Consider the following 262-nt stretch of genomic DNA (forward strand, 5'->3'; position numbering starts at 1 on the left):
CCGCATCACCGCACACTTCACCACCCTCGGCCGACGCACCCGACCCCTCACCGTCAGCCACGCCTTCCACTCCCCCCACATGGACCCGATCCTGGCGGAGTTCCACCACATCGCCACCGGCATCACCTTCCACACCCCCCGCATCCCCATCGTCTCCACCCTCACCGGACACCTCGCCACCCCCGAACAACTCACCACACCCGACTACTGGACCCGCCACATCCGCGAAACCGTCCGCTACCACCACGCCGTACAGACACTC

1 protein-coding gene is annotated in these 262 nt (G+C 66.8%); it reads left to right on the plus strand.

The features are described 5' to 3' along the window. Positions 1-262 (plus strand): hypothetical protein (locus tag OO52_RS45825; RefSeq protein ID WP_037671826.1); only part of this gene is annotated, 262 nt, incomplete at both ends.

Origin of the sequence: Streptomyces flaveolus (assembly GCF_000716535.1) — a bacterium.
In the GTDB taxonomy this organism is placed as follows: domain Bacteria; phylum Actinomycetota; class Actinomycetes; order Streptomycetales; family Streptomycetaceae; genus Streptomyces; species Streptomyces flaveolus_A.